General features: G+C 65.6%; 21 protein-coding genes. 6 read left to right on the top strand and 15 right to left on the bottom strand.

What is annotated here, in order from left to right; all coding sequences use genetic code 11:
* Positions 1-323: 323 nt before the first annotated feature.
* Together ACQR1H_RS26930 and ACQR1H_RS26925 are read left to right on the top strand one after the other, a co-directional pair.
* Positions 324-1,190: a hypothetical protein gene (locus ACQR1H_RS26930; RefSeq protein WP_434908454.1), complete on the top strand. Its 867-nt coding sequence runs from the start codon at positions 324-326 to the stop codon at positions 1,188-1,190.
* A gap of 216 nt (positions 1,191-1,406) precedes the next feature.
* Complete coding sequence (locus tag ACQR1H_RS26925; RefSeq protein ID WP_316180015.1) at positions 1,407-1,682, top strand: hypothetical protein; 276 nt, start codon at positions 1,407-1,409, stop codon at positions 1,680-1,682.
* A gap of 15 nt (positions 1,683-1,697) precedes the next feature.
* On the opposite strand, the gene ACQR1H_RS26920 is transcribed toward ACQR1H_RS26925, so the two are convergent.
* Positions 1,698-2,672, bottom strand: a complete 975-nt coding sequence (locus ACQR1H_RS26920; RefSeq protein WP_315803625.1) for a quinone oxidoreductase family protein — start codon at positions 2,670-2,672, stop codon at positions 1,698-1,700.
* Between ACQR1H_RS26920 and ACQR1H_RS26915 the strand changes: the two genes are divergently transcribed.
* The 3 genes from ACQR1H_RS26915 (at position 2,659) to ACQR1H_RS26905 (ending at position 5,179) form a co-directional block, all read left to right on the top strand.
* Positions 2,659-3,147, top strand: coding sequence for a hypothetical protein (locus ACQR1H_RS26915; protein ID WP_434908453.1), 489 nt, complete (start codon positions 2,659-2,661; stop codon positions 3,145-3,147). The two genes, ACQR1H_RS26920 and ACQR1H_RS26915, sit on opposite strands and share 14 nt — an antisense overlap.
* 194 nt (positions 3,148-3,341) lie before the next feature.
* Positions 3,342-3,665 carry a DMT family transporter gene (locus ACQR1H_RS26910; protein WP_316180013.1) on the top strand — a complete coding sequence of 108 codons (324 nt, stop codon included), beginning with the start codon at positions 3,342-3,344 and terminating at the stop codon, positions 3,663-3,665.
* A gap of 1,292 nt (positions 3,666-4,957) precedes the next feature.
* Positions 4,958-5,179 carry a hypothetical protein gene (locus tag ACQR1H_RS26905; protein WP_316180012.1) on the top strand — a complete coding sequence of 74 codons (222 nt, stop codon included), beginning with the start codon at positions 4,958-4,960 and terminating at the stop codon, positions 5,177-5,179.
* A gap of 44 nt (positions 5,180-5,223) precedes the next feature.
* Here ACQR1H_RS26905 and ACQR1H_RS26900 read toward each other — a convergent pair whose 3' ends face one another.
* From ACQR1H_RS26900 to phnG, 9 genes are read right to left on the bottom strand one after another with little or no spacing between them, the layout of a single operon-like run.
* The gene (locus tag ACQR1H_RS26900) at positions 5,224-5,835 is read right to left on the bottom strand and encodes a pyridoxamine 5'-phosphate oxidase family protein (protein ID WP_315803794.1); all 612 of its coding nucleotides are present in this window, start codon (positions 5,833-5,835) and stop codon (positions 5,224-5,226) included.
* Positions 5,813-6,454 (bottom strand): phosphonate metabolism protein/1,5-bisphosphokinase (PRPP-forming) PhnN, encoded by a 642-nt coding sequence (gene phnN, locus ACQR1H_RS26895; RefSeq protein ID WP_434837748.1) that lies wholly within the window; start codon positions 6,452-6,454, stop codon positions 5,813-5,815. Before phnN ends, ACQR1H_RS26900 begins: the two co-directional genes overlap by 23 nt.
* Positions 6,451-7,608 carry an alpha-D-ribose 1-methylphosphonate 5-triphosphate diphosphatase gene (locus ACQR1H_RS26890; protein WP_316180007.1) on the bottom strand — a complete coding sequence of 386 codons (1,158 nt, stop codon included), beginning with the start codon at positions 7,606-7,608 and terminating at the stop codon, positions 6,451-6,453. Before ACQR1H_RS26890 ends, phnN begins: the two co-directional genes overlap by 4 nt.
* A 15-nt stretch (positions 7,609-7,623) precedes the next feature.
* Positions 7,624-8,322, bottom strand: coding sequence for a phosphonate C-P lyase system protein PhnL (gene phnL / locus ACQR1H_RS26885; RefSeq protein WP_316180005.1), 699 nt, complete (start codon positions 8,320-8,322; stop codon positions 7,624-7,626).
* Positions 8,323-8,339: 17 nt separating this feature from the next.
* Entirely contained in the window at positions 8,340-9,134 is a 795-nt protein-coding gene (phnK, locus tag ACQR1H_RS26880) for a phosphonate C-P lyase system protein PhnK (protein WP_434908525.1), read from the bottom strand.
* A 7-nt stretch (positions 9,135-9,141) separates the two neighbouring features.
* Entirely contained in the window at positions 9,142-10,026 is an 885-nt protein-coding gene (locus ACQR1H_RS26875; RefSeq protein ID WP_434908452.1) for an alpha-D-ribose 1-methylphosphonate 5-phosphate C-P-lyase PhnJ, read from the bottom strand.
* The gene (locus ACQR1H_RS26870) at positions 10,023-11,126 is read right to left on the bottom strand and encodes a carbon-phosphorus lyase complex subunit PhnI (protein ID WP_316180001.1); all 1,104 of its coding nucleotides are present in this window, start codon (positions 11,124-11,126) and stop codon (positions 10,023-10,025) included. The genes ACQR1H_RS26875 and ACQR1H_RS26870 overlap by 4 nt, the downstream gene beginning before the upstream one ends.
* A gap of 3 nt (positions 11,127-11,129) precedes the next feature.
* On the bottom strand, positions 11,130-11,741 hold the full coding sequence (gene phnH / locus ACQR1H_RS26865) for a phosphonate C-P lyase system protein PhnH (protein ID WP_434908451.1): 612 nt from the start codon (positions 11,739-11,741) through the stop codon (positions 11,130-11,132).
* Complete coding sequence (gene phnG, locus ACQR1H_RS26860; RefSeq protein ID WP_315803796.1) at positions 11,741-12,196, bottom strand: phosphonate C-P lyase system protein PhnG; 456 nt, start codon at positions 12,194-12,196, stop codon at positions 11,741-11,743. The genes phnH and phnG overlap by 1 nt, the downstream gene beginning before the upstream one ends.
* 118 nt (positions 12,197-12,314) lie before the next feature.
* Here phnG and phnF point away from each other — a divergent pair, with 118 nt between their 5' ends.
* Positions 12,315-13,040: a phosphonate metabolism transcriptional regulator PhnF gene (gene phnF, locus ACQR1H_RS26855; RefSeq protein ID WP_316179998.1), complete on the top strand. Its 726-nt coding sequence runs from the start codon at positions 12,315-12,317 to the stop codon at positions 13,038-13,040.
* Positions 13,041-13,070: 30 nt separating this feature from the next.
* Here the strand turns inward: phnF and ACQR1H_RS26850 are convergent, their stop codons facing one another.
* Genes ACQR1H_RS26850 through ACQR1H_RS26830 form a run of 5 tightly spaced genes read right to left on the bottom strand, consistent with a single transcriptional unit; the run spans position 13,071 to position 17,641 of the window.
* The gene (locus tag ACQR1H_RS26850) at positions 13,071-13,910 is read right to left on the bottom strand and encodes a phosphodiesterase (protein WP_434908450.1); all 840 of its coding nucleotides are present in this window, start codon (positions 13,908-13,910) and stop codon (positions 13,071-13,073) included.
* Between the two features lie 7 nt (positions 13,911-13,917).
* The gene (locus ACQR1H_RS26845; protein WP_434908449.1) at positions 13,918-15,006 is read right to left on the bottom strand and encodes an ABC transporter ATP-binding protein; all 1,089 of its coding nucleotides are present in this window, start codon (positions 15,004-15,006) and stop codon (positions 13,918-13,920) included.
* Complete coding sequence (locus ACQR1H_RS26840; protein WP_316179992.1) at positions 14,976-15,761, bottom strand: ABC transporter permease; 786 nt, start codon at positions 15,759-15,761, stop codon at positions 14,976-14,978. Before ACQR1H_RS26840 ends, ACQR1H_RS26845 begins: the two co-directional genes overlap by 31 nt.
* 4 nt (positions 15,762-15,765) lie before the next feature.
* Positions 15,766-16,581: an ABC transporter permease gene (locus ACQR1H_RS26835; protein WP_434908448.1), complete on the bottom strand. Its 816-nt coding sequence runs from the start codon at positions 16,579-16,581 to the stop codon at positions 15,766-15,768.
* A 52-nt stretch (positions 16,582-16,633) separates the two neighbouring features.
* Positions 16,634-17,641, bottom strand: coding sequence for an ABC transporter substrate-binding protein (locus ACQR1H_RS26830; protein WP_315803640.1), 1,008 nt, complete (start codon positions 17,639-17,641; stop codon positions 16,634-16,636).
* Positions 17,642-17,685: the final 44 nt, after the last annotated feature.

Here is a 17,685-nt window from a genome sequence, read left to right as displayed (position 1 = left end):
TCCTCGCCATCTCTCGCGGAAGGCAGCCCAATTCGAAAGCGCCTGAACGCTGCAATCCTGGATACGACGCAGAGCGACTGGTGGGACAGGTTGGTCTTGCGCTATCTCGGCTCCAAGCGGTGGCCCGCCCCGACGATACACGCGCCCGACAGCGAGTCGGACCTGCTGCGCCGTCGCGTCATCGCCGATATCCGGCCGAGGTCGACGACGTCGCGCAAGCGGATTGATCCCGATCAAGGACCAGACGCCGCGCCAGAGCAAACTCACCATCAACCTGTGGCTGCACAGGCAGGACATGGGGAAACGCCATCATGGGAAACGCCATGCGGAGATATCTTCTTGCCTTTAGCTTGATGATCGCCGCACTCGGCTTCACGTCGTCGGCGCGTGCGGGATGCTGGCCGAACGAAAACTTCCACCTCGTGTGCTGGCTGGATACCTATGGAACGGCGTGCGAAGCGCATCACGCGCTGACCAGCGTCAGAGCCGTGCTGTATCCGAAGCCGCGCTACTCGTACTATGAATTCGAGGTTTCGCACTGGTGGACGGCCCACAAGACCGTGGCCTGTCCGCCGAATCAAAAGACGACGTTCAGCGGTGTCTGGGACCGGGAAACCGGAAAGGCGGAGGAAACGGCGACCACCGGCATTTCGTCGGTGACGAGGCGAGTCTACTGCAGCAACAATCCCTGGACGGGCCAGGGGCCGCCAACGGTGCCGATCTGCTCATATCCGGCCGATGATCCGAACGTGGGACTGCCCGTCACCTCGGCGATGCTCACGCAAAGCCAGCGAGACGATCTGCTTCGCGTTCAGGAGCCGTTGCATACCCGTTGCCAGCAGATCAAGCCGCTCGAGGACGAGGTGTCGTGGCTGAACGGCCGCCCCATCGTCGAGGTGGTCGCGTCCCACCATGAATATCAGAAGCTCGAATGGCATCTGTGGTTCATGGACTTCGGCGAGTTCGGACCATGGCATGAGGTCGCGGCACCGAAGCCGAAGGGCCCCTTGATCTGGAAGGGCACGACCTATACCGAGCGCCGCATTGCGACATCGAGGCACAGATATTGGCTGAACAAGCCCGGCCGCTGGAAGGTGGTTGCGAAGCCGAAGCCGACCGCGGCGGCGGCGCAGGCGATCCCGATCAGCGTGACCACCGAATGTCCCGGCGCGACGTTCAACGTGCAGTAACGGGCGATGACGCGGTCTTCATGGCGTGCGGGAACATGCTTCCGGACGCCACGCTACATCGCCTGGACTATTTCCGCGGCTGATGCCGGTTTGGTGATGGCCGCGCAGGCTGGGATGGAGTCGGTGAGGCGAGGGTGGACCGAATCAGTCTTGACAAAATTCTGATTTAAAGAAATAATGGAGCATCACAGTCAGCCGAAGGCGAACCGGCGCTCCATGCAGTATTTCGTCGTGATGATCGACTACGGCCGGCGCGGACGCGAGGCCGTGGTCGATCCTGAGATGACCCGGCGCGACGTCGTGGCGCGCATCGCGTCGGGCGAATATGCGAACGTCAGCTTCATCCACGAGATCGTCGACCGATCGGTTGCCGACGTCACCGCCGACATCATGTCCGAAGCCGCCCTGCCCGAGATCGATGGGCGGGACGCCGACCTGCAGGCCGTCCGGTTCGATCACCTCCACGACCTGCGCAAGCACGAGCAGGTTTGATCCGGCTGCGCCAGATCAGACCAGAAAGACGGTCGAACCGGTCGTCTTGCGTGCCGCGAGATCGGCGTGGGCCCGGGCCGCCTCCTTGAGCGGATAGGTCTGGTTGACCTCGATCTTCACCGCGCCCGATTTGACCACGTCGAACAGCTCGTTGGCCATCGCGACCAGGCTCTCGCGCCTGGCGGCGTAGGTGAACAGCGTCGGCCGGGTCACGAACAGCGATCCCTTCTGGGCGAGCAGCCCGAGATTGAGCGGATCGACCGTGCCGGAGGACTGGCCGAACAGCACGGCGTAGCCGAGCGGCGCGAGGCAATCGAGCGACTTGAGGAACGTGTCCTTGCCGACGGAATCATAGACCACCGGCACCTTCTTGCCGCCGGTGATCTCGCCGACGCGTGCGACGAAGTCCTCCCGCGTATAGATGATGGTGTGCTCGCAGCCGTGGGCCTTGGCGAGTTGCGCCTTGTCGTCGCTGGATACGGTGCCGATGACGTGAACGCCGAGATGCTTGGCCCATTGGCTGAGGATGAGGCCCACGCCGCCGGCCGCGGCATGCAGCAGGATGGTTTCGCCCGCCTTCACGCGGTAGGTCTGCCGGATCAGGTACTGGGCGGTCAGGCCCTTGAGCATCATCGCGGCGGCGGTCTTGTCGTCGATCTCGTCGGGCAGCTTCAACAGCAGCGCGGCCGGCATCAGCCGCGCCTCGGAATAGGCGCCGAGCGGGGACGAGCCGTAGGCGACCCGGTCACCCACCTTCAGGTCCGTCACCCCTTCGCCCAGTTCCTCGATCACACCGGCGCCCTCGCTGCCCAGCCCGCTCGGAAGCTGGACCGGATAGAGCCCGGAGCGATTGTAGATGTCGATGAAGTTGAGCCCGACCGCCGTGTGGCGAATGCGCGCCTCGCCGGGGCCGGGCTTGCCGACCTCGATCTGCTCCCAGGCGAGAACCTCGGGACCGCCGGTCTTGTGGAAACGAATGGCGTTCGTCATCGGTTGTCATCCTCCCTGTTCGGATTGCGCGACGCCGCGCCGCCCGGTCGCGCGCCGGCCCCTTGCGGGCCGTTCGAGCCTGTGCTTCTCCGCGACCGAACCTCGGTCTTCCGTAGCCGCAGTCGGCTGGGTTTGGCAATCGGCTTTGCCAGCCGGCACAGGAACAACGATCACCGTTCCAGCGTTCATCGGCCATAGCGTGGAGTCCGAGCCCATGCCGCCCAAGCGACGCAGCGCAGTAGTCAATCCGGCCATCCTGATCGAGCTGGCCTGCCACACCTTGATGGGTATCGCCATGGGGCTCGGCTTCGCCTTCGGGCTGACCCAACTGGATGCGTTCGGCATCTCGACCCTGATCGCCCACAGTGTCGATCCGCACGTGACGTTCGTGATCTTCGTCGGTGTGTTGACGCTGTCATTTGCCGTCGGCGCGACGATGACGGGCTTCGTGTTCACGATGATGGAGGAGAGATAGAAAGCCGCGCGCCGATGGCTGCATGGGCGCCCGCAATGTCATCAGCGCGTCGCGCAAACCATGCAGATGGAGATCAGGTTCGACCGGCGCGGAGACGACCAGATGGCCGGACTGATCGGTGCAAGCGATCCGCGGCTTCGCGAAGCAGGCTTCAGAGCCGCGGGCGTTGTCGCGCGCCTGGGCGCACGGCCGTCATGAACGGCTGGCTTGCTCTGTTTGCGGCTGGAATGCTCGAGATCATCTGGGCGCTCGGCCTGAAGCATTCCGACGGCCTGACACGCTTCTGGCCCAGCGTCGCGACCGTGACCGCGATCCTGCTCAGCTTCGCGATGATGTCGCTTGCGCTGCGCTCACTGCCGTTTGGCACCGCCTATGCGGTATGGACCGGGATCGGCGCGGCCGGGAGCATCCTCGCCGGCATGGTCCTCTACAGCGAGCCGGCGGATCCGACGCGGCTGTTCTGCCTCACGCTGATCATCACCGGCATGATCGGGCTGAAGCTGAACTCGCCGGTCTGACACCGTCGACGGCCTCCGGCAGGATCGTGACAGCTCGACGCTGCCGAAGACGATGAGGGCGATCACGAACGGCAGCAGGTGATAGAGCGCACGGAAGATCAGCAGCGCCGCGAGCAGCCGCTCCTGATCAACGCCGCCCAGACCCAGCAGGATCGTTGCATCGAACAGGCCGATGCCGGCCGGGGCATGGCTGGCGAATCCAAGCAAGGTCGCGGCGATGAAGACCGCCATCAGCCGCGCGAGGTCGATGCCGAGCTCGGCCGGCATGAGCACATACATTGCCAGCGCCGCGGTGCTGAGCTCGAACAGCCCGACCGCGATCTGCAGCAGCACGGCAGGCCCGGACGGCAGCCGCACCGGCCATCGTCTGCTTCGCCGCCCCGGCCAGCTCCACACCACGAAGGCGGTGACGGCGCAGAGCAGCGCGGCCGCAACGACCCGGTTGAGCGCCGGCGGCCAATACTCCACCCAGCCGAAGGCGTCCGGATCGATCATCAAGCTCAGGCCGAGGGCGGTGAGATTGCCGAGCCAGAAGGTCAGCCCGGTCAGGAAGCTGATATTGGCGATGTCGATCGCCCCGAGCCGGTACGGCGCGTAGATCCGGTATCGAACGAGCGGCGAGATCAACGCGACCGCGCCGATGCCGTGCGCGATCGGATAGCTCGTGAAGCTGCCAAGCGCGGCCGCGCGATAGGGAATGTCGCGGCGGCCGATCGTCCGCAATGCGAACAGGTCGTAGAGCGTGAGGCTGGCGTAGGAGAGGAGGACGAATGCCAGAGCCGCCGCGATCAGATGACGGTCGGTGGCCTCGACGATCGACAGGACATGGGCAAAGTCGAGCTTCTTGACGGCGCGTGTGAGAACGTACACCGCCACAGCCGCGATCGACAGGCTCAAGGCCAGTCCGCCCAGGCTGCGCCACCAGATTCTGCGGTTCGACGGCAGCGGCGGAACGTCGATCAGGTCAGCCATTCAACGTGTTTTCGCTTCAAGCCTGCGCCGGCCGATTCGAGCAGGACGATGGCGCCGTGTGACACACCGATGTGACAGCGGCGTTACCATTGTGCGCTGCCCCCATGCCTTAATTATTTGTTAACGACGGACGATCGTTCACCGCTACCAACACGGCGAGCTGCAATGCAGCACCACATTTGCGATCATTCAAATTTGAATTAATCGCGGACGGGTTCGAGCGTAATGACGTGGACCGTATCAGTACGGATGCATGAAGGTCGCATCTTCGTCACGCGGACTTTCTAAGACGGGTGCGGGACGCCAACATTCGAGGCAGCATGAACGCGGAATTCGAACACGAGCTCACGCCGGACCAATGGGAGACGCTGAAGGCGCTTCGCATTCCCGCGCGTGAACGCCGCAGGCTGAACGGCATGATTGTCGACGAGCTCACCGCATTTGGTCTCGTCTCTATGGACAATGGCGCGGCGACACTCACGATGGCCGGCCGCAAGGTGCTCGTCAGGGGATCCTCACGCCTGCTCGATGTCGCAGCCTGATGTTTCGGAGCGCGGCCCGCCCTTCGAAGCGCCACGCGCCGAACTCACCACATGGATTTCCGCGCACGCTCGGGCCACTCGCGATCGTACGCCGCGCCGTCGATGTCGTTGGCCGTCATCGCCGCGAGAATCTGCCCCGGCGTCGGCAGTTGCTGCGGATCGACACGCCTATCCGGGTTCCAGAGATCGGCACGAACGATCGCGCGGGCACATTGGAAGTAGATCTCTTCCACCGTCATGATGAGGACGGAGCGCGGCAGCTTGCCTTCCATCCGGAACGACTCCAACAGATCGGGGGCCGTCGACAGATGACCATGCCCGTTCACACGTAGCGTGTTGCCTGATCCCGGAATCAGGAACAGCAGAGCGATCCGCGGGTCGCGCACGATGTTGCGCAAGGAATCCACGCGATTGTTGCCGCGGCGGTCCGGCATCATCAGCGTCTTGTCGTCGTGGATGCGGATGAATCCGGGGAGATCGCCGCGCGGCGAGCAATCGAGACCTTCGGGACCACATGTCGCGAGCGCCACGAACGGCGACTGCTCGATCATGATCCGGTAGTGCGGCGTCACGCGATCGGCCACCTTCGCCGTCGAGGCCAGCCCCGTCTCGCCATAGATCGCCTCGAGCTGTTCAATCGTGGTGATGATCGACATGGCCGCTGCCTCCGTTTGATCCGATCGGCTCTGCGTCAATCGGCCGCTTGATGATGTCCGCAAGCCTGTGACCGTGCGGCTCGGGGTCTCCGACATTGACGATCGTGACATCCGCTACGGCGTCTTCGGTCACCGCGCGGTGGAGACGCTCGCCGATGTCGCCGTCACTCGGACGGTGCCGCTTGCCGAGCCGTTCGGCGAGAACATCCGCGGGCGCGGTGATGGCGACGACGATGACGTTGGCATAATCCCGGCGCGCGGCGGGAATGATCGTTCGCGAGACGTTCACGACGACGGTGCGGCCGGCCAGGATGTCATCCTTGATCGCGCGCGGCACGCCGTAGTCATGACCATGGGCCTCCCAATGCAGCGCGAACTCTCCAGCACTGAGCGCCTGACGAAAGGCGGACACGCTCATCTCGAGATTGTCCTCGAAGGCCGAGGCTTCGCGCGTGACGATCCGCCGCGGAAAGACGATCCGGTCATCGCCGGCGCATTCGCGACGCGCCACGTTGAGCAAGGTGTCCTTGCCCGCGCCGCTCGGCCCGACCACCAGGATCAGGCGTCCCGGACCAAGCTTCTGGGATGTCGTCGCTGAGGCAGGCTCGATTCCGCTCATGCCACCCGCAATCCTTCCCGCCAGACGCTGCGCACGACCGACAACTGGCCCGCGACATGAACGCGGATCAGGTCCGCACGCTTGCCCACGGCGATCTCGCCGCGATCATGCAGGCCGACGGCGTCCGCAGGCGCCTTGGTGACGGTGCGGACGGCGGCGGCAAGATCAATGGACGGCACCCGCTGCGGCAATTGCAGCGCGCCCATCAGCAGACTCGACGGCACATAGTCCGACGACAGAATGTCGAGCAGGCCCTCGCGCGCGAGGTCCACGGCTGCGATATTGCCGGAGTGAGACCCGCCACGCACGACGTTCGGCGCGCCCATCAGGATGCTGATGCCCGCCTGGTGAAGGCCCCGCGCGGCCTCCATCGTGGTCGGAAACTCCGCGACCGCGATGCCGTCCTTGATTGCGTCGGCGACGTTCTCCTCCGTCGTGTCATCGTGGCTGGCCAGCGGCACGTCATGGGTCTTTGCCAGCGCAATGATGTCGCGCATGTTCGGCGCCGCGTAGGCCTGCTGATAGGCGAAGCGGCGCGCGAACATCACGTCGAGCTCGGCATCGGTCTTGCCGCCGCTCTTGCCGCGATAGTAGTCGCGCAGCTTGCCTTCGTCGCGAAACTGGCGCTGCCCGGGCGTATGATCCATCAGCGACATCAGCCGCACATCCGGACGCCCCGCCAGTTGCCGCGCCTCCTCGACCACGGTCGGCATCGGCACTTCGCAGCGCAGATGCAGGAAGTGATCGGACCGCAGCAGGCCGCCGTCGCGCGCCGTCGCGATCGCCTCCGCGAGCACATTGGCTTGACCGTCGACGCCCTCGGCGCCTTCCTCGCTCCACACGCGCAGCGAATCCAGCACCGTCGTGATGCCCGCGGTCGCAAGCTGCCCGTCATAGGAAATGACCGCAGCGACGGGGTCCCAATAGACCTTCGGGCGCGGCACGAAATGCGCTTCGAGGTGATCGGTATGCAGTTCGACCAGTCCGGGCATCAGCAGGTCGCCGCCGGCATCCAGGCTGCCGGCCGGCGCAGCCCCTTCGCCCAATTCCGCGATCCGGCCTCCGGCGATCGCCACCCAGCCCTGCTCGACGACGCGGTCGGCGAGGACCAGCCTGGCATTGCCTATCACGATATCGGACATGTTCGCGCTCATCTGCAATGTCTACCTCTATGCCGCCGCGGCGAATGTCGTGACGTCGACCGTGCGATCCGCAATCTGCGCGCGGATCTCGTCATCATGGACGATCGCGAGCATGGCCACTCCATCCCTCTTCTTTGCCGCGATCAGGTCGACCACGACCGCACGGTTGGCCGCGTCGAGCGACGCGGTCGGCTCGTCGAGCAGCAGCACCGGAAGGTCGGAGATGAAGCCGCGGGCGATATTGACCCGCTGCTGCTCGCCGCCCGAGAAGGTCGATGGCGGCAGCGACCACAGCCGCTCGGGAATGTTCAACCGCCGCAGCAGCGCGCCTGCCCGCCCCCGGGCGTCTTCGCGCGGCACGCCGGCCGCGAGCAGCGGCTCGGCTACGACATCGAGTGCAGGGACCCGCGGCACCGCGCGCAGGAATTGGCTGACATAGCCGATGGTCTGCCGCCTCGCATTCAGGACCAGGCGCGGCTCGGCGCCGGCGAGATCGGTCATCGCGCCCACGTGCCGGACGCCGATGCGTCCGCCATCGCAGCGGTAATTGCCGAAGATCATCTTCAGGATCGACGACTTGCCAGCGCCCGACGGTCCCGACAACACGACGCATTCGCCGGCCTTGACCTGGAACGACACGCCGCGCACCACGGGCAGCGAGATGCCGCCCTGCAGATGCATGGTGAAGGTCTTCTCTGCATTCTCGACATCGATCATCACGGTCATCGCATTGGGCTCTTGCATCATGGCGGCAGGATCGAGGACACGAGGAGCTGTGTGTACGGCTCGCGCGGATCGTCGAGCACCTGGTCGGTGAGGCCGATCTCGATCACCCGCCCCTCCTTCATGACCATCACACGATGAGACAGCAACCGCGCCACGGCCAGATCGTGGGTCACGACGATGGCGGCGAGGCCGAGTTCGTTGACGAGGCTGCGCATCAGGTCGAGCAGGCGCGCCTGCACGGAGACATCGAGGCCCCCGGTCGGCTCATCCATGAACACGAGCCTGGGCTCGGTCACCAGATTGCGTGCGATCTGCAGCCGCTGCCGCATGCCGCCGGAATAGGTCCGCGGCGCATCGTCGATGCGGGCGACATCGATTTCCACGCGCTCGAGCCAGGACGAAGCCGTCTGCCTGATCCGGCCATAGTTGTTCCAGCCGACCGCCATCAGCCGCTCACCGACATTGGCGCCGGCGGAGACCGCCATGCGCAGGCCCTGCGCCGGGTCCTGATGGACATAGCCCCAATCGGTTCGGAACAGAAAGCGGCGCTCCGCCTCGCCAAGCCCGGCGAGATCGCGCAGCACGCCGTCGCGCATGCGGTAGGACACGCGGCCCAACGTCGGCGCCATTTGCGCCGACAGCATCTGCAAGAGTGTCGATTTGCCCGAGCCGGACTCGCCGACGATGGCGAGCACCTCGCCGGGATAGAGCACGAAGGAGACATCGCGGCAGGCTGCCAGCCGGCCGTAGCTCTTCGCAAGCCCTTCCGCGACGAGCAGCGGCTGATCGGATGCGCTGATCATCTCAGCCATGATCATCTCAGCCATGGGCGCTCTCCTTGTGCGGCGCGGCGCTCTGCTCACCACAATGTCCGGATGCCTGGCGGCCCTCGCAATAGTCGGTGTCGGAGCAGACGAACATGCGGCTGCCCTTGTCGTCGGTCACGATCTCGTCCAGGTAGGACTCCTCCGCGCCGCACAGCGCGCAGGGCGCGTCGAACTTGTAGCGCGTGAACGGATGGTCCTCGAAATCCAGCGAGACGACCGACGTATAGGGCGGAATGGCATAGATTCGCTTCTCGCGTCCCGCGCCGAACAATTGCAGCGCCGGGCAATTGTCCATCTTGGGATTGTCGAACTTCGGCGTCGGCGACGGGTCCATCACGTAGCGCGCATTGACCTTGACCGGATAGGCGTAGGAGGTCGCGATGTGACCGAAGCGTGCGATGTCCTCATAGAGCTTGACGTGCATCAGGCCATATTCGGCGAGCGCATGCATGCGGCGGGTCTCGGTCTCGCGCGGCTCGAGAAAGCGCAGCGGCTCCGGGATCGGCACCTGATAGACCAGCACCTGCCCCTCGTGAAGCGGCGCCTCGGGAATGCGATGCCGGGTCTGGATCACGCTCGCCGCTTCCGTCGAGGTCGTGGTGGCGACACCCGCGGTCTTGGCGAAGAACTTGCGGATCGAGATCGCATTGGTCGTATCGTCCGAGCCCTGGTCGATGACCTTGAGCACGTCGCAGGGACCGAGAATGGCAGCGGTGACCTGCACGCCGCCGGTGCCCCAGCCATAGGGCATCGGCATCTCGCGGCTCGCGAACGGCACCTGATAGCCGGGAATCGCGATCGCCTTCAGGATGGCGCGGCGGATCATCCGCTTGGTCTGCTCGTCGAGATAGGCGAAGTTGTAGGTCGGTGCGTTCATTCCGCAGCTTCCTTCAATTCGGGAGCGGCATTGGCCTCGGCGAACTCCCGGCGCAGCTTGCGCAGCAGGCCGAGCTCGGACTGGAAGTCGACATAATGCGGCAGCTTCAGATGCTCGACGAACCCGGTCGCCTGCACATTGTCGGAGTGCGACATCACGAACTCCTCATCCTGCGCCGGTGCAACCATGTCCTCGCCGAGCTCGCGCGCGCGCAGGGCACGGTCGACCAGGGCCATCGACATCGTCTTGCGCTCGCTCTGCCCGAAGGCGAGGCCATAACCGCGGGTGAAGCACGGCGGCTCGGTCGCCGACCCCTTGAACTGGTTCACCATCTGGCATTCGGTCAGCTCGACCGATCCGAGCGGCACCGCGAAGCCGACCTCCTCGGCCACGAACTCGACCTCGACGTCCCCGAAGCGGATTTCGCCGGCGAAGGGATGGTTGCGGCCATAGCCGCGCTGGGTCGAGTAGCCGAGCGCGAGCAGGAAACCCTCATCACCGCGTGCGAGATTCTGCAGCCGCAGATCGCGATCGGCGGGAAAGCTCAGGGGATCACGGGTGAGATCGCCGACCGGCGCGCCAACCTCGGCTTGCGGCGACGGCTCGATCAGCCCGTCCTGACCGAGAATATCGGTGACACGCGGCGTCGGCGCATTCGGCGCCTCGGCACGGGCCGGCAACTCCGGCTCGACGCCGGCCGCCAACTGCGGATCGAGCAGCCGATGCGTATAGTCGAAGGTCGGCCCGAGCACCTGGCCGCCGGGAATGTCCTTGAAGGTCGACGAGACACGCCGCTGCACCCGCATTGCGCCGGTATCGACCGGCTCGCTTGCGCCGAAGCGCGGCAGCGTTGCGCGAAAGGCGCGCACCAGAAAGATCGCCTCGATCAGATCACCGCGCGCCTGCTTGATCGCCAGCGCCGCGAGCTCGCGATCGTACAGCGAGCCTTCGCTCATCACGCGATCGACGGCGAGCCCCAACTGCTCGGAGACCTGCGCCAGCGACAGCTCCGGCACATCGCGATCACCCCGGCGCTCATGCGCCAGCAGCCGGTGCGCGTTCTCGATGGCGCGCTCGCCACCCTTGACGGCAACATACATGCCTCACTCTCCTGCGGAAACGAGCCGGGTCGTTCGCGGGATGGCGACGATGGACGAGCCATCGACCAGCACGACGTCGACACCACGCGGAAACAGCCTCTCATTGATCGACAGCCGCTCGAACAGGTCAGTCGGCGCGACCGTCGCACGGAACGATGTCGTCCCGTCGATGCCCGGACCACGCAGCTCGAACGCCGGACCTCTGGACAAGCTCGGCACCTGCAGGACCAGCGTCGTCGAGCGATCGGGATATTCGGCACTGCCGAGCGCGAATGAAGTCAGATCGGGAAGCATTTCCGGGTCCGCCGCGACCGCAAAGCAGGCGAGCGCCGCGTCGGCGACGATCGGCGCCCCCGTATGAAACTTGAGCCAGGCGCCGACCTCGGACGTGCCGGCGAGCGGCGCATCAAGCCAGATCGGCGTATCGTGATCGAACAGGGTCAACGCGATCGCGGCGGCACCAGGCATCAACGACGACGGCCGGCCGACATTGCCCTCGACCTGTCGCAGACTTCCCGGACGCGCCATGGCCTCCATGACGATCCGGAAGGTGGATTGCGCGGACAGCACATTGTCGGCGAAGCCGGGCTGCAGATCGGAAGCGGCGGCACCCATCAGCCTTCTCCTCGCACCATCGTATAGAAATCGACACGCGTGGCCGCAGCCTGCTCCGCGCGGTGGGCCCGCGATGCGCGCATCTGCGCCTGCAGCGGTGCGACCACCTGCGTCTCGATCGATCGCACATGGCTTGATGACTGGATCATCGCGTCACACAGCGCGATCAGGCGCGCCTTGCCGGCGTCGCGTCCCAGCACATAGCCGAACCCGACCTCGCCGCTCTCGAGCCGCACCGCGGCGCGCGACACCGTCGCCTCGCCGACATTGAACGGCGCACCGTCGCCGCCGATCCGTCCCCGCAGCATCACCAGGCCATTCTCCGCCGGACGAAGATCGCGATACTCAGGCACCGCGAGGTCATTCAGCCTGGCGCGGATGTCCGCATGCGAGGCATGCGCCAATACCCGCATCGCCGCCCTGCGCCGGTCCTGCATCGTGGTCTCGCCGTCCATCGTCATCCCGATCTTGCCGTCTCGAAGTTGTCTATGTTAATAGACAACTTCGTAGCGAAGCGCCATGACTGTTTGATGACATGGGCGTGATTTCAGGCCGGACAGCGGAGAGCCGTGGATGAGCATGCAAGGCGCCGACTCGGGCGTGGCGCTGTGGCGGCGGGTGGCCGACGGCATCGAGCGCGACATCGCCGACGGCCGCTTCGCGGCCGGAACGCGCCTGCCCGGCGAGACCGAAATCGCCGAAACCTATCGCGTCAACCGTCATACGGTGCGTCGCGCGCTCGCGACCTTGGCGGAGCGCGGCCTCGTGCGCGCCGAGCGCGGCAGCGGCACCTATGTCGAAGCGCCTCGTCTGTCATATCCTCTGAGATCGCGCACCAGGTTCTCCGAGATCGTGGGGGCCGGCGGGCGCGAGCCGCGTGGACAGCTGATCGCAGCGTCCGAAGAGCCCGCGACGCGCGAGCTCGCGCGCGAGCTGCGATTGAAGACGGGCGCACCATTGGTGCGGATCGAGGCGCTGCGTCTCGCCGACAAGACGCCGATCTGCGTCAGCACATCCTGGCTGTCGGCCGAGCGTTTCCCCGAGGCCGGCCACATCTTCGCGTCGGTGCGCTCGATGACCGCCTTGCTCGCCCATTACGGCATTCGCGACTATCGCCGCGGCGCGACCAGAATCACGGCGGCGATCGCCGACGCGAGCGACGCCGCGCGGCTCGACCTCGCGCTTGGCCGTCCGGTGCTGGTGGTCGACAGCACCGATGTCGATGCCGACGGGACGCCGCTCGTCAGCAAGCGCTCGCGTTTCGCCGCGGAGCGCGTGACGTTCGAGGTGGAGAGCTAGACCAGACGTCCGCTACTCCCCCGTGCGCGCTCAGTCGATGAGCGAGCCGTCCTGATTGAAGAACGGATGCGGCCCGTCGAAATCGCCGATCGGCACCTGATGGGTGACGACCGTTCCGAAGCCCGGTCCTGGAAACCAGGCATGAAGGTGAAAGGCCGGCGGCTCGACCCGGAAGGATGGCGGGCGCAGCTCGGCCAGATCGAGCGCGACGGCATGGTTCGGCGCTGGACAGATCGTGCAGGGAATGCCCGCAAACCGGGTCAGCGTCGCGCGATGAACGTGACCGCATCCGATCAGTTGCACCCGCGGATGGCGCGTGAGGACGGCCGCAAGATCGTCGGCATTGCGCAGGTTCTGCCGGTCCATGTGCCAGATGCCGGTGGCGAATGGCGGGTGGTGCAGGAACAGCAGGGCCGGCCTTTCGCTGGAGGTGGACAGCCTGGCATCGAGCCATTGTAGACTCGCCTCGTCCAATTCGCCATGCGGATGGCCGGGCACGCTGGAATCGAGCAGAAGCAGATCGAGACCGGCCAGTTCCACATGCTGGTTCAGTGGCGCCGACTGCTCATGAGCAGCGCCGGGAAACGCCGCGCGCATCAGTTCGCGGGAATCGTGATTGCCTGGTACGGCGGCGAATGGAATCTCGAGGCCGGCAAGAAGATCTTTCAGATGATCGTACTCGGCCGGCGACGGCGTATCGGCGAGATCGCCCGAGATCACCACCAGATCGAGCTTCGGCGCGAACCGGTTGAGCTCCATGATGCAACGGGCCAGCGCACGCGCCGTATCGACGCGGCGGTAGGCGAGCCGGCCGGGCGCCTTGATGTGCAGGTCGGAGATCTGGGCAATGGTGACGGGGCTCTTGGTCATCGGCTGATCAACCCTTCTCCGGCAGCAGACGAATGGACTCGGGCGCAATCCGCAGGCCGATCCGCTCGCCCGCAGCGACCCTGATCGTATTCGGCGCGTCTACGGTCAGTGCGATCGAGGCGGCATCGCGGACAACGATCCGCTGCCGGTCGCCGGCAAAGCGGACGCTGTCGACGACGCCGGTCAGACTCGATGCCGCGGCGTCGACGATCGCGATCGTTTCCGGCCGAACCATCGCCACCGCCAGGTTGCGTGGACCGGGATCGGCGATCGGCTGCCGGCCTCCCGGCAGAACGAGCTGGCCGCCGTCGAGCGGCGCCTCGATGATGTTGGCCGCGCCGACGAACTCCGCGACGAAACGATCGGCCGGCGCAAAATAGACCTCTTGCGGCGTCCCGATCTGGGCGATCGCGCCCTTGCGCATCACGACGATGCGGTCGCCGAGCTCCATGGCTTCAGCCTGATCATGCGTGACGTAGATCGCCGTGATGCCGAGCGTGCGCAACAGGCCGTTGAGCTCGCCGCGCAGGCGCTCCCGCAAGGCGGCATCGAGTGCGGTGAGCGGCTCGTCGAGCAGCAGCACGCTCGGGCGGATGGCGACCGCGCGCGCCAGCGCGACGCGCTGACGCTGACCGCCCGAGAGCTGATCGATGCGCCGGTCTTCAAGACCGCCCAGATTGGTCAGCGCGACCAGCTCGGCGACGCGCGCGGCGCGCTCCGGCTTGGCCACGCCGCGGATCTTGAGCCCGTAGCCGATATTGTTCGCGACCGTCATGTTGGGGAACAGCGCGTAGGACTGGAACACCATGCCGACATTGCGCTTCTCGATCGGCTGTCGCGTCAGATCCCTGCCGTCGAACAGCACGCGCCCGCCCGCATCGGGCGTTTCGAGCCCGGCCACGATCCGCAGCAGCGTGGTCTTGCCGCAACCGGACGGCCCCAGCAGCACCAGCGTCTCGCTCTGCGCGATGTCGAGCGTGGCGCGCGCGAGCGCGCACGTCCCGTCGGCAAAGGTCTTGCCGCAATTCTCCACCTTGAGGGCGGCTCCATGCCGGGTAATCGTGCTCACCGCAGGCTTCCTCTCTCGCCGACCCATTGCATGGCCACCAGCAGCGGGATGATCATGACGAAGAAGATCAGCGTGTAGGCGGATGCGACCTCGAGCCGCATCGATGCGTAGCTGTCGGCGAGACCGACCGGCAGTGTCTTGGTCAACGGCGTATGCAACATCCAGGTCAGGTTGAACTCTCCAAGAGATAGTGTCACCACCATGAGGCTGCCCGCCAGGATGCCGGGCGCGGCGTTGGGAACGATGACGTCGATGAAGCGGCGCCATGGCGCGGCGCCGACCGATGCGGCGCCCTCGTCGAGCGATGTCACGTCGATCGTCGAGAACACCGCCATGACGGACCGCACCATGAACGGCATCGTGAAGATCACGTGGCCGACGAGGATGAACAGCCATGAGCGACGGAAGCTTCCGGCCCCGCCATAGGTGAGCAACAGCGCCAGCGCGATGGCGAGCCCGGGAATCGCGAGCGGCAAGGTGATGATCTCCTCGACCAGCCGCGCCAGCCGTCCGCCGCGAACGTACAGCGCGTAGGCCGCGGGAACACCGACCACGAGCGTGACCGCCAGCGTGCCCAGCGCGATCAGGATCGACGCCATGATCGTGCCCGCGTAGAGCTCCCAGACCTGGGCCACCCACTGCAAGGTCACGCCGGACTGAATGCCGCGGAAGTAGTTGACGGTCACGCCCGCCACGATCGAAAGGCCGGCCGGCACGGCCAGGAAGGCAGCGACCAGCAATGTGAACAGCAGTTGAAGGATGAAGATGGCTCTGTCGCGCACGTGCCTACCCTGCCGCTGCCACGGAGCTGCCGGCGAAGGAGCGCGCCAGTGCCAGCATCAGCCAGGTCATCAGGCCAAGCCCGACCGAGAGCGCCGCCGAGGTGGCAAGGTTTCCGGCCAGCGTGAACTCCGTGTAGATCAGCATCGGCAACACGTCGATGTTCGTGGCCAAGGTGAATGCCGTTCCGAACGCGCCCATCGCCGTCGCGAACGCGATCGCGCCGGACGCGATCAGCGCCGGCGTCAGGGCCGGCAGGATCACGTCGCGCAGCACGGCCCAGGGGCCGGCGCCGAGCGAGCGCGCGGCCTCCTCCAGCCCCGGATCCAATTTCTGCGCGGCAGCCATGATCGTGAGGATCACCCGCGGAATCGAGAAATAGAGATAGCCGAGGAACAGCCCGTGGATCGAATAGGCGAATACGAGCTTGTCGCCGGTGAGCCGGGACGAGATCTCGCCGATCAGCCCCTGGCGGCCAGCCAAAAGGATGATCATGAAGCCGACCACGACGCCCGGGAACGCGAGCGGAAACGTCAGGATCGCGACCAGGAGCGCGCGGCCCGGAAACCGGTGACGCTGCAGGAACAGGCCGGCGATCGTCGCGATGACCAGGGTCGCGATCGTGGTGGCCGCCGCCAGCGCCAGCGTGTTGAGAAGTGTCGTGCGGTAGCGCGGCTCGATGATGATCGCGAGATATTCGGCCAGACCGTGCGGTCCCTCGGCGCCGGTGACGAGCAGCCTCGCCATCGGAAGCAGGAAGAAGGCCGCGGTGACGGCTGCCAATGGCAGCAGGCAGAGCCGGACGAATGAACTGTGCGACATGTGATCAAGTGCGCCTCCGCCGGATCCTCTCCGGCGGAGGCGCGGTGCTCCTTCAGCGGACTTCGGACAGATAGCGATCGACGAAGCCCTTTTGCGCGGCTTCCATATCGCCCCAGTTCACGCTCTTGGCGCGGGCGTAGTCGCTGTCCGGCAGGAACTTGTTCTTCACCGCGTCCGGCAGCTCGATCGGGCGCGCCGGGCGCAGATAGGCATTGGTCCAGATCGCCTGGCCCTTGTCGGAGAGCAGATAGTCGATCACCTTCTTCGCCTTGTCCTTGTCGGGTGCGTTCTTCACCAGGCCGACGACGTAGGGGAAGACCACCGAGCCTTCGCAGGGAATCACGAACTCGAAATTGCCCTTCTCGGTATATTTCGCGCGGTAGGCGTTGAAATCGTAGTCGAACAGGATCGGGATCTCGCCCGAGACGACACGCGCGTAGGACGTCTGCTTTGGCACAATCGGATCGTTCTTGCGCAGGTCCTTGAAGAACGTGACGGCAGGTTCGAAATTCGCTTGCGAACCGCCGAGCGCGAGATTGACGGCGACGGCGCCGACATAGCCGACGGCAGCCGAGCTCGGGTCGAGATAGCCGACCATGCCCTTGTAGTCCGGCTTGAGCAGATCCTTCCAGCAGGCCGGGACCGGCTTGCCGCCAAGCGCATCCTTGTTCACGAACAGGCCGAGCGTGCCGGAGTGGATCGTGGTCCAGTAGCCATCCGCATCCTTCAAGCCGGCGGGGACCTGATCCCAGTTCGCCGGCTTGTAGGCCTCGAGCGCGTCCTGCGTCTTCGCCTTCATTCCGAAGGTGACTCCGAAATAGCCGATGTCGCCGACTGGGTTGCTCTTCTCGGCAAGGATCTGCGCCAGCGCCTGGCCGGAGTTCTTGTTGTCGTGCGGAATGTCGTAGCCGAGATCGGTCTTGATCGCCTTGAGCATCGAGGCCCAGTCGGCCCATTCCGGCGGGCAGTTGTAGCAGATGACGTCCGCAGCCTTGGCCGGCTGCCACGATGCGGCGACGCACAGGGCGAGCAGCGCGAGAACGAGGCGGGTGAGCTTCATGAGGATAGACTCCGTATTCCTGGCATCACGGCCAGTTCCGGAGC

The organism is Bradyrhizobium sp. HKCCYLRH2015, assembly GCF_051168215.1.
In the GTDB taxonomy this organism is placed as follows: Bacteria; Pseudomonadota; Alphaproteobacteria; order Rhizobiales; family Xanthobacteraceae; genus Bradyrhizobium.
This window is presented reverse-complemented; position numbering and strand designations above follow the sequence as displayed.

Excerpts from the sequence above, each read along its gene's own strand:
- ACQR1H_RS26930 (WP_434908454.1), top strand. The coding sequence starts at position 324 with ATGCGGAGATATCTTCTTGCCTTTAGCTTGATGATCGCCGCACTCGGC.
- ACQR1H_RS26925 (WP_316180015.1), top strand. The coding sequence starts at position 1,407 with ATGCAGTATTTCGTCGTGATGATCGACTACGGCCGGCGCGGACGCGAG.
- ACQR1H_RS26915 (WP_434908453.1), top strand. The coding sequence starts at position 2,659 with ATGGCGTTCGTCATCGGTTGTCATCCTCCCTGTTCGGATTGCGCGACG.
- ACQR1H_RS26920 (WP_315803625.1), bottom strand. The coding sequence starts at position 2,672 with ATGACGAACGCCATTCGTTTCCACAAGACCGGCGGTCCCGAGGTTCTC.
- ACQR1H_RS26910 (WP_316180013.1), top strand. The coding sequence starts at position 3,342 with ATGAACGGCTGGCTTGCTCTGTTTGCGGCTGGAATGCTCGAGATCATC.
- ACQR1H_RS26905 (WP_316180012.1), top strand. The coding sequence starts at position 4,958 with ATGAACGCGGAATTCGAACACGAGCTCACGCCGGACCAATGGGAGACG.
- ACQR1H_RS26900 (WP_315803794.1), bottom strand. The coding sequence starts at position 5,835 with ATGTCGATCATCACCACGATTGAACAGCTCGAGGCGATCTATGGCGAG.
- phnN (WP_434837748.1), bottom strand. The coding sequence starts at position 6,454 with ATGAGCGGAATCGAGCCTGCCTCAGCGACGACATCCCAGAAGCTTGGT.
- ACQR1H_RS26890 (WP_316180007.1), bottom strand. The coding sequence starts at position 7,608 with ATGAGCGCGAACATGTCCGATATCGTGATAGGCAATGCCAGGCTGGTC.
- phnL (WP_316180005.1), bottom strand. The coding sequence starts at position 8,322 with ATGACCGTGATGATCGATGTCGAGAATGCAGAGAAGACCTTCACCATG.
- phnK (WP_434908525.1), bottom strand. The coding sequence starts at position 9,134 with ATGGCTGAGATGATCAGCGCATCCGATCAGCCGCTGCTCGTCGCGGAA.
- ACQR1H_RS26875 (WP_434908452.1), bottom strand. The coding sequence starts at position 10,026 with ATGAACGCACCGACCTACAACTTCGCCTATCTCGACGAGCAGACCAAG.
- ACQR1H_RS26870 (WP_316180001.1), bottom strand. The coding sequence starts at position 11,126 with ATGTATGTTGCCGTCAAGGGTGGCGAGCGCGCCATCGAGAACGCGCAC.
- phnH (WP_434908451.1), bottom strand. The coding sequence starts at position 11,741 with ATGGGTGCCGCCGCTTCCGATCTGCAGCCCGGCTTCGCCGACAATGTG.
- phnG (WP_315803796.1), bottom strand. The coding sequence starts at position 12,196 with ATGGACGGCGAGACCACGATGCAGGACCGGCGCAGGGCGGCGATGCGG.
- phnF (WP_316179998.1), top strand. The coding sequence starts at position 12,315 with ATGAGCATGCAAGGCGCCGACTCGGGCGTGGCGCTGTGGCGGCGGGTG.
- ACQR1H_RS26850 (WP_434908450.1), bottom strand. The coding sequence starts at position 13,910 with ATGACCAAGAGCCCCGTCACCATTGCCCAGATCTCCGACCTGCACATC.
- ACQR1H_RS26845 (WP_434908449.1), bottom strand. The coding sequence starts at position 15,006 with ATGGGTCGGCGAGAGAGGAAGCCTGCGGTGAGCACGATTACCCGGCAT.
- ACQR1H_RS26835 (WP_434908448.1), bottom strand. The coding sequence starts at position 16,581 with ATGTCGCACAGTTCATTCGTCCGGCTCTGCCTGCTGCCATTGGCAGCC.
- ACQR1H_RS26830 (WP_315803640.1), bottom strand. The coding sequence starts at position 17,641 with ATGAAGCTCACCCGCCTCGTTCTCGCGCTGCTCGCCCTGTGCGTCGCC.